The organism is Sphaerospermopsis aphanizomenoides BCCUSP55, assembly GCF_001586785.1.
GTDB classification, from domain to species: Bacteria; Cyanobacteriota; Cyanobacteriia; order Cyanobacteriales; family Nostocaceae; genus Sphaerospermopsis_A; species Sphaerospermopsis_A aphanizomenoides_A.
In genome coordinates this window covers 1-9,804 of sequence record NZ_LUFH02000153.1, presented here as the reverse complement: position 1 = coordinate 9,804, position 9,804 = coordinate 1, and the positions used below count along the sequence as shown (strand labels likewise).

Here is a 9,804-nt window from a genome sequence, read left to right as displayed (position 1 = left end):
CAATAAATATATCTAATGCTGTTTGTAAATTTACCCTCGCTTCTTGATAATTTTCCTGTGCTTTTGCTAGTCTTCCTAAACACAGGTAAGTTCTAGCTTGAGAAAAGCGATCGCCATATTCGATTTTTATATCCAAAGCTTGTTGATAATAGTTCCGTGCTTGTTCATATTGTTGCAAATCTTGGGCTAACATTCCTAACTGATGGTATGATTTAGCCTGTGCATAATTAGCTCCGTATTCTTTGTAAATATTTAAAGATAATTGATAAAAGTGCTTTGCTTCTTCATATTCTCTCACCTGTTGGGACAATATACCTAATTCATGATATGTTGTGGCTTGTTCATAGGAATTTCCATCTTCATTGTAGATATCCAAAGCTTGTTGATAATAGTGCCTTGCATTTTCATACGCTCTTAATTCTCTAGCTATTGTTCCCAACTGATGGTAAATCTCAGCTTGAGAATGTCTATACCCATATTTGATACAGAGATCCAAAGCTTGTTGATAATGTTCATTTGCTTGGGCATATTCTCGCAAATTTTGGGCTACTATTCCCAAATTGTGGTATGTTTTAGCTTGGTTATTAATATGACCTAATTCTTTCTCAATTTCTAAACACTGTTGATAATATTTTCTGGCTTCTAAAAAATACCTTAAATCTAAATAAGCATTACCTAATTTAAATAAAGCATAACCTTTACCATCAAGATTTTTTAATTCCTTGGCAATATCTAACCCTTGTCGATAATAATCAATCGCTTTTTCAAACTTCCTTTCCTCACTATAAGCATCACCAATTTTATTTAAAACCTGACGTTTAAAATCTACCTCAGCTAATTTTTCCGCAATTTGTAAAGCTTCTGCTAAATATTCCCTCGCTTTTTCCGGTTGATGCTGACTAATATAAGCTGTACCCAACTCCAATAAAATATTACTATACCTGCGTAAATTCCCATCAGTTATTTGCTCACAGGTAGGCTTATATTCCATTAATAACCGCTGTAAAATCTCAATCCTTTCTTGTTTTTCCTGTGGTTCTATTCTGTCAATTTCTCTTTCAGATTCCAAAGTTTGAGAAATGGCATTTTCTCTAGTTTTTTCTAAAGTTTTAAATCTAAATACACCAGAACGCCAAGCCCAAAAATCAGGAGCAAATTTAGCTAACCGATTAATAGCGTAATCTGGTAAAATAAATAAAATAGGATAAGGTACGGTTTTTTTATAAGCATCCCGCACAAAATTCAAATCTTGTAAAACTGGCGGATAGTCACCAGAAAGTCCAATAGATTTTTCTAAACCTTGAATTATCAATACTAACTTTTTATTTGCTTCTTTCTCAATTTTTGGCAATTGTTTTACAATTTCATCGCGCAAAAACCGTAAATTTGGGTCAGCAAATTGGAGTATTACAAACTGAATTTCTTCACATTTAGAATCTGTTTTTAAAGCTTCGATTAATAACTCTGCATCGGGAGGAAAATTAATTTCAATAAATCCCAAGGTGAATTTTTCGGAAAAGTCGATAAAAGTCAACAATTCCGCAAAGATATCTTCATTTAGAGCGATAAACTGCCCCAATTCAACTTTAAAATCAGGTTGTAATTGCTGCCAGTGCTTGTTTGAAGAATTCATTTTGCATTACCACTGGGTTAGGATAATTCCATCGGTTATCGCCGTTGTATTCTAAAACAGAAGTATTAAACAGCATTAACTGTCCAATCTCATCTTTACTCACATCTTTATTACTACAAACTTGCGCTAACAATGGATAATGGTCATTGGGAATAAATCTTTCAAAACTAAATTGTTGTTGCTTGACAGCATAAATAACATCTTCAGCTTGAATTTTATCATGATCATTAGTGCTGGCACGTAAACAAGCAGCCCTCATCATTTGCATAAGTTGACGTACATGGCCACCACTGGCTTTAGCTAATTCTAGCAATTCTGCACGGGAGTTAAACACCGCATCAATATCTACCCGTTTTTCAATTAAACTAGCTACTGCATCCAGTCCTGTTTGGTTATAGTTTAAATGGTAACTTTGCCGATCAAATTGGTAAATATTCACCATTGGCACAATGTGAGGATTACCATTAAATAAACTTAACGGATTTTGAGGTGAACAAAGAATAGAAATGGGGACGGTATAAATAATTGTACAATGCAATTCTTGTAATTGGGCAGCATAACTAAAAAATAAATGATCTGCCACCGCAGGAGGAACACGGTCTAAATTATCAAAAATAATTAGTAAACCCTTGTACTCTGGATACTTTTTTCGTAATTTAGCATAAGCGTCATCTAGCAAAAGGTTAATATCTGTTTTGAGCCGAGAAATATCTTTTTCTAAAATTTGGCGAATAGTAGTTTTTTGTTTATCAGAAGCTTTAATTTGTGCCAATAACTTTACCATTAATTTAGCAATAAATGGCGCATCTGTTCCTAAACTTGCTTCTGATTCTACACTGACAGATTTTTCTACACTTTCTTCGTTTTCTTGGGTAATTTCTTTAAACCAATTTTCAAAACTTTTCAATAATCTTTCATCAAAATTTAACCCTAGTTTCCGCAAAGCAAATTCAACTTGTTTAATGACAATTAAATATAAATCCGTGAAATTCGCATCATTAATATCTGTTTCTTCATTCACTTCTAAATAAATCACATGATAATTTTCTTCCCATTCTTTTTGAATTCGTTTTAACTCTGTACTTTTACCAGAACCACGATGACCAGTAAATAAAATAGTAGTGTAATCTCCAGCTTCTTGAAAATCCAAAATTTTACTGACACCCTTAACGGCTGAAGATTTACGCACTGCTGATAAATCAACATAATATTTTTCTATATCTGGACCTTCTAGCGGTTCTAAACTACAAGCATTATAAGCAGCTTTGAGAGTTTTAGCACGTTGAAAATTAGATTGATTCATAAGAAAAGTATATTTTCACTTTTAACAATAGATTACTTTAAAAATACAACTTTTCAGATAACTATTCAAACAGACATGATATAACAATTGACAACTAACAAAAAAATTGCCCCCTGAATTCAGGAGGCGTGCCACTAAAAGTGATATGTATTTATTACTGACAAGCGGTTGCTTGTCTACGCTTTTAGCTGGCGACGTATTCTTTAACATTGGCGCGACGACGGCGTAAATGTGCAAGTGCTTGATGTTCTAGTTGACGAACTCGTTCACGGCTAAGGTTCAACCGTTCACCAACTTTCGCCAAGGACATTTCATTACCATCTTCCAAACCAAAGCGCAATGCTAAAACTTCACGCTGTTGGGGTGTCAGTTCTGCTAACAGGTTATTCAGGTCTTGGCGCAAGAATTCCTGGGTGGTGTAATATTCTGGCGATGGTCCATCATCTTCCAGCATTTCTTGGAGTTCGGTATCTTGGTTATCACCAACTCGCACATCTAAGGATACTGGTTGACGCGCCATGTTCAGATATTCACGAATCTGTGCAGGTTCTAATTCCAGTTCTTTGGCAATTTCTGTCGGAGAAGGGGATCTTCCCAACTTTTGCGCCAATTCACGCTGTACTTTTTTGATTTTGTTCAGCTTTTCGGTAATATGGATTGGTAAGCGGATTGTTCGGCCTTGTTGAGCGATCGCTCTGGTTATTGCTTGACGAATCCACCAGTAAGCATAGGTTGAGAATTTATAACCCCGCATGGGATCAAATTTCTCTACACCTCTTTCTAATCCCAATGTTCCTTCCTGGATCAAATCCAGAAATTCCATGTTTCGCTTCTGGTACTTTTTAGCGATCGCCACTACCAAGCGCAGATTCGCTTCAATCATTTTTTGCTTGGCTCGCTTACCTTGTGCTACCGTCTGTTTAATTTCATTTTCAGATTGGTTAACATGGGCAGCCCATTCTGGTAAACTAGGTTCATGGTCTAGTTTTTTGGACAAAGCTTCTTTTGCATCCAACAAAGTCATCATTTGTTGCACTTGCTTACCATAGACAATCTCTTGTTCACGGGTTAGCAGTGGTACACGACCAATTTCTCGCAGATAGGTTCGCACCATATCAGCCGTGAATTTGGTGTTCAGATTTTCAGTTTGGGTGTTAACAGTAGGCATTGGTGCGTTTTCCTCTACTCCCTAAACACAAGGATTTTTTTCTCAACTAGGGTGATATTGAGAAGGGCGGCATATACATCGCCAGACAATGGTGAGCTACTATAAGCAGTTAATTTATATAGCTGTTGTCACGACGGTATTACCGTGGGATGGGTTTCCCTACCCTTCCTTAATTTTGGAATGTCTCTAGAAGCACACTGGTTGGTTTTCAAGAATTCTTCTTCCTTCGGCTGCTGTCAGCAACCGTAAAACACGAAGTCATTATGAGTTTTACTTTTTAATGGTACGGCAAATTTGGTAGATAGTAAAGAGAAATAGATAAATCTTCCTATTATAAACCAAAAGGTGCAGACGGGTAAATCTTGTTTTGAAGTTCCTTAAAAACGCTGACTATATTTATAGTGACGCGAAAAACCCCTCGTCTGTTGCTTCCAAGTAGCCGGATAACCGAACTTGTGAAGTTCCCCTGATGGAGGGATGTCACGATATGATAATTTTTCAGTTGTCAATGGAAGAAAGCAACAGGCAACAGGCAAAAGGTAAGACATTATTTTCCTGTGCTTCCCCTACACCCCTACACCCTTACACCCTTACACCCTTAAAATTACTAAAACCCTAAGTCGGCTTTAGCTAGTTCTGCGGCTGCAAAAACTTCAGCATCTGATTTTTCCTCCCAGGCTTTATCCCCTATTTCGTTGTAGAACACTGAATCATAAGGACGGGTACGCACTACCACAGGCATAGGAACAGCATGACCTAAAATTAAAGCTTGTTGCTTGGAATCTAATTTAGCCAAAACTGAACGCAAAGCCCCCGCACCAGATACACCTGTAAAAATTGCATCAATATCTTTTTCGTCGTTAAGCAAAGCGGTGATACGAGTCCCAATTTGGGACATAACTTCATTATCTATGCCAGAGGGACGTTGATCAACCACCAAAAGAGTTACAAAATATTTCCGCAGTTCCCTGGCTATAGTGCCAAAGATTGTACTTTGTACTACTGCTGGATCAAGAAAGCGGTGGGCTTCTTCTATTGTAATCATTAATGGCGTTGGCCGATCCAAGGGATTTTTACTTTGCAGAAATTTATCTGCTTTTTTGACATAATGCTCATGAATGCGTCTGGTGATCATATTCGTCACCAACATATAAGAGAGCATATTCGACTGTGATCCAAATTCTATAACAACATTTTTCCCAGCTTCTAGAGATTGTACAATTTTTTTAATATAGTTTTGGGGACAAACTGCCCGCATATATTTCAAACTATCTAAACGTAATAGCTTTCGCTGTAAAGAAGTAATAGAACCTGGGTGTCCTGGTTTGTCATCACAAAATATTTTAATATCCTCACTAGTCATATTGAATAATTGGGGAATCCAGGATTTACCTAATTCATTACAGAGAATATTAGCGTTATCTAAAGCCGCTTCAGAAATTCCTAATTCTCTAGCACATAACTTAATATCTTCAACTTCAATCTGCTCATAGCTTAGATAGAGTTCTTGAGCATCGCGGACACCTCTGCGTTTAGTTGATTCGGGGTCTAGGGTGTATACTTCAACTTGACCGGGAAATAATTGTTTTAAACCTTTAACGGTGTTAACTTCTTTACCTTCTGCCACTGCTTCCCAGCCATATTCTGAGTGCATATCAAAAATTAAGTTAACAGCGGCACTTTTGCGAATCACACCTGCTAAAAGTAAACGGGTGAGGAAAGATTTACCAGTCCCAGATTTACCAAAAACGCCGTTACTCCGTTCTACGAACCGATTCAAATCAATACAAATCGGCACATCCATATCTAAGGGTTTACCGATAGAAAAGTTTCTTCTGTGGGGGTCATCTTCCCAACCAAACACTCGCCGAAAATCCTCTTCATTAGCTTCGTAAACTTGGCTAAAGTGACTGGGAATGGTTTTCACAGGTAGCAATTCCATCGTTGTACTGGTTTGGGGTTGAAAGGATGCTAAACCATTGGTAGATGGAATAAAGGGATTTAATGATTTACCGTTAACAGAGGAGAAAGATTCATGAGTTTCTGGGGTAAACATTAACATGGGTGCGAGGTTAATCATGCCATAGGTACTGCTGCCGGCTAAAACTTCTCGCAAAAATGTATCTTCCCAACTGGGGGGGTTAGCGACAATTCGCGCATTGGCAGCACCTAAAGCCACATCTGTCAGCATACAGAAAAAACGCGATCGCACACCTTGAACTACTAGAAATTTACCCACCCGCATATCCTCTACAGAAATATCCGGATGTAATCTAACTTCTAAACCTCCAGTTAGCGAACCTTCGATGACTGAACCTAGTGGTTGTCCTGAATTCATTTTATTTGTCAGTTGTCAGTTGTCAGTTGTCAGTTGTCAGTTGTAATTGGGCATGGGGCATGGGGCATGGGCAGGAGTTTTTTAATTTTTAATTTCAAATTTTTTCTCCCCTACACCCCTACACCCTTACACCCCTACACCCTTTTCTTTTACTTAATCAATTTGAATTGAAGTTGGTGCGCTTCCAGCAGCGGGAGGTTTACCTAATAGGGGTTTTCTAAATTGATTGTAGATGCGATCGCGCCAGGTGAAAAATGGTTCATAATCAGGATTTTCTGCTAGGATTGGTAATCCTTTACCTCTGAGAGATTCGGGTAAATCTAAGTAGGGACCTTGTGGGAATTTTAATAATATCGACAATCCGGCAACTGTTAAATCTGCTAAGGTTGGTTCATCTCCCAACAGATAGGGACTATCTGATAATAATTCGATGATAATTTCTAAATCTTGTCTTAAACTAGCGATCGCTGAACTAACTACATCGGGAGTGAAACCAACCCCAAAACCCAAGACATTGAATAAATCACCTGGTACACCTTCAACTATGCTTTTAAAAATATTTGGCGTTGAGACAGGTAATAAAGATTTGCGGAAATTTTGATCTTGACTAATCATAGCAAACAAAGCTTTTCTACCCTTAATACCAATAGTCTCATCTGCCCATTCTTCCATTAATAAAGCAGCAGCGCGTTTTTTCGGGTCTGTTGGTAACAATGGACGATCTGGATATTCGGAGTCTAAATACTTGGCAATTTCCGTAGAGTCTACAATATATTTGTGGCCATCCTTTAATACTGGAACTTGTTGCTGACCAGTTAAACGAATCAGTTCAACTTGTCCAATTCCTGGTGTAACTTCAATTTTACGATACTCCAAACCTTTATAATCAAGGATTAGACGCACTTTCTCTGAATATTGAGATAGCTCCCACTGATATAATTCCAGCATCTTCTATTCCTTGTAGCTAACTTACTTATTGATTTTACAATTCTATCTTTATTTAGGTAATTTTTCCACTTTTTGCATTTTAATATATCATTCTTTTTGCCAAGAAAAGTTATGAGTAACAGCAAAAATGGATGAGTATGATGCCAGAATATTTACAAGTTACTTTTGGTGTAAGTCTCCCCAATTAAATAATCTTCTACTCTGGTTAAACATTCGTTTGACATGAATGCTTACGTATATGTTATCATCCCCAATATAACATCTAAAAATTTAGGTTTTTCTGTATCCTACTCCCTTACACCTCTAAAGCATTATTGCTTCAGATTATAATATAACTATGATTTTTCAGATCTGAACCGGAAATGATATGAGGTAAGCTGTATCTCATAAAATCAACTTAGTCTATGCTATTCAACATTCTGATAGTTAGTTGCAAAAGTTGATATAGAGCGAGATTACCAGCCAGTCATTATATTACTATGAGCAACAAGAAAAAAGAACCAAGTGGATGTGGATGTGCCAATATTCCTTTGTCTGTGATTATAGCTATCTTAGGAGGTGGTTATTGGTTATTCACCCAAAGAGCAAATATAGATATCGGCAAACTTGTATCTCAAGTCCAACAATTTTCTAGTCCTATTTTGAATTCTACACCGATTGCTTCTCCCATTCCTACTCCTTCTTTATCAAGCACGGCTAATATTACTCCTAATCAGAAACAATCTATAACTACAACTATTACACCTCCAGCAACACCGTTACTGCCAACTCCTGCAAAAATCCCACCTCAAACTACATCATTACCTGCAAATCCTTGGCAGAAAAAAGTAATTAGAGGAATTTATTTAAGTCGCTATCAAATCACTAATAACGCTGACGAAAAAAATTCGTCAAAGAGTTAGCAACTATCGCTTACAAGGATTTAATACCCCACATTCCGCACTTCAACTTGTAGTACCAATACAGGTGTGTTAAGTAACAAAAAAGTTAAATATAAATACGCAGTTATTCTAGTAAAAATATAGACCTTAATTGCCATTTGACTACTAAAGATAAATTCATAAAGCATTGAGAATAAATTCAGGAAAAAAATGAGAAAATAAGACTGAATTACATAAGAATGCCTTCATAATATGAATTACCAACAAGAAGAAATTGAGAGTAAAAACATAGATCACTTAGGAATAATAGCAGGAATAATAGAAGAGATAGGAATAGTATAAAAAATCAACGAAATAATTTTAATAGATAGTAGAGAAAAAGTCAACACAGGAGAAGTAGTCAAAGCAATTATTCTGAATGGACTAGGCTTTGTATCAAGACCACTATATTTATTCCCAGAATTCTTTAAAGATAAAGCCGTAGAACATTTAATAGGAGCAGGAATAAAAGCAGAAGATTTAAATGATGATAAAATAGGTAGAGTCATGGATAAACTCTACAAATATGGCTTAACTAAATTATTCCTAATCATTGCCTTAGAAGTAGTAAAGAAATATGGGATAAGTACAAAATATTCCCATCTAGATTCAAGCTCATTACATTTACATGGAAAATATGATAAATGCCTCAATAATCTAGAAAAAGACTTAGGAATAAATCGAGAACATCCAATTATGATTACACAAGGATATTCTCGTGACCATCGCCCTGACCTAAAACAATGTATCTTAGATTTAATAGTAAGTAGTGATGGAGATATACCCTTATTTTTTAGAGGAGCATCAGGAAACGAATCAGATAAAGCAGTATTCGCTCACATCTTAGTAGAATATTCTAAACAAATAGATTTTGAAAGTATCATGGTGGCTGATAGTGCGTTATATAGCGAAAATAACTTAAAATTAATGTCAACCATGAAATGGATAAGTCGAGTACCATTATCCATTAAGAAAGCTAAAAACTGAGTAGTTAGCTGATGGGATGATGAAACTACAGAATAAAGGTATTTACATAAAGCTATCTTATAGATAAGTCTTGATTTATAAGTATTCCTGTTATGCAACTACTATGCAAGTTCTCATCTGTAATGAGATACTGGTAAAGTACAGCCAACTTATGCAAGTTGGCAGAAATATTGATTTTTCGTCATTTTAAAAAGCCCGTGACGAGGATTGAACTCGTGACCTCACCCTTACCAAAGTGAAGATACTGTAATTTGGTATTTTAGAGCGTGAATTCCTTTTGATTTTACTTGCAAAATACTGGTAGAAAAAAGGTATAGAAATATTTTTGTACTTACTCAAGTAGGTACAAGGATATGCAATCACTTGATAATAAATTTCAGAAAGCATTAGAACGTGCTAACCAAAAACTAGACATACTCAAAATAGAAGTTGATAAAGCTCGATTAGACATCTCCAAAATAGTAATATTATGTGGGAAAAGGAGAAGATGAGAGATTTTTAATACAC

General features: G+C 36.2%; 6 protein-coding genes and 1 pseudogene. 2 read left to right on the top strand and 5 right to left on the bottom strand.

What is annotated here, in order from left to right; translation table 11 throughout:
• The 5 genes from A0J48_RS24875 to A0J48_RS24855 form a co-directional block, all read right to left on the bottom strand.
• Nucleotides 1–1,633 (bottom strand): tetratricopeptide repeat protein (locus A0J48_RS24875; protein WP_200327262.1); only part of this gene is annotated, 1,633 nt, incomplete at its 3' end.
• Nucleotides 1,593–2,936 (bottom strand): P-loop NTPase fold protein, encoded by a 1,344-nt coding sequence (locus A0J48_RS24870; RefSeq protein ID WP_200327261.1) that lies wholly within the window; start codon nt 2,934–2,936, stop codon nt 1,593–1,595. The genes A0J48_RS24875 and A0J48_RS24870, both read right to left, overlap by 41 nt.
• Nucleotides 2,937–3,120: 184 nt before the next feature.
• Complete coding sequence (locus tag A0J48_RS24865) at nt 3,121–4,104, bottom strand: RNA polymerase sigma factor, RpoD/SigA family (protein ID WP_200327260.1); 984 nt, start codon at nt 4,102–4,104, stop codon at nt 3,121–3,123.
• A 607-nt stretch (nt 4,105–4,711) separates the two neighbouring features.
• Nucleotides 4,712–6,442: a helicase HerA domain-containing protein gene (locus A0J48_RS24860; RefSeq protein WP_200327259.1), complete on the bottom strand. Its 1,731-nt coding sequence runs from the start codon at nt 6,440–6,442 to the stop codon at nt 4,712–4,714.
• A gap of 153 nt (nt 6,443–6,595) precedes the next feature.
• Complete coding sequence (locus A0J48_RS24855) at nt 6,596–7,390, bottom strand: glutathione S-transferase (protein ID WP_200327258.1); 795 nt, start codon at nt 7,388–7,390, stop codon at nt 6,596–6,598.
• A gap of 479 nt (nt 7,391–7,869) precedes the next feature.
• On the opposite strand from A0J48_RS24855, the gene A0J48_RS24850 reads away from it, so the two are divergent.
• On the top strand, nt 7,870–8,292 hold the full coding sequence (locus A0J48_RS24850; RefSeq protein WP_200327257.1) for a hypothetical protein: 423 nt from the start codon (nt 7,870–7,872) through the stop codon (nt 8,290–8,292).
• Nucleotides 8,293–8,523: 231 nt separating this feature from the next.
• Nucleotides 8,524–9,291: pseudogene (locus A0J48_RS24845) on the top strand (IS1634 family transposase); the annotation flags it as partial.
• Nucleotides 9,292–9,804 lie beyond the last annotated feature (513 nt).

What these genes read in the sequence shown, in the direction of transcription:
- A0J48_RS24870 (WP_200327261.1), bottom strand. Translation starts at nt 2,936, where the DNA reads ATGAATCAATCTAATTTTCAACGTGCTAAAACTCTCAAAGCTGCTTAT.
- A0J48_RS24865 (WP_200327260.1), bottom strand. Translation starts at nt 4,104, where the DNA reads ATGCCTACTGTTAACACCCAAACTGAAAATCTGAACACCAAATTCACG.
- A0J48_RS24860 (WP_200327259.1), bottom strand. Translation starts at nt 6,442, where the DNA reads ATGAATTCAGGACAACCACTAGGTTCAGTCATCGAAGGTTCGCTAACT.
- A0J48_RS24855 (WP_200327258.1), bottom strand. Translation starts at nt 7,390, where the DNA reads ATGCTGGAATTATATCAGTGGGAGCTATCTCAATATTCAGAGAAAGTG.
- A0J48_RS24850 (WP_200327257.1), top strand. Translation starts at nt 7,870, where the DNA reads ATGAGCAACAAGAAAAAAGAACCAAGTGGATGTGGATGTGCCAATATT.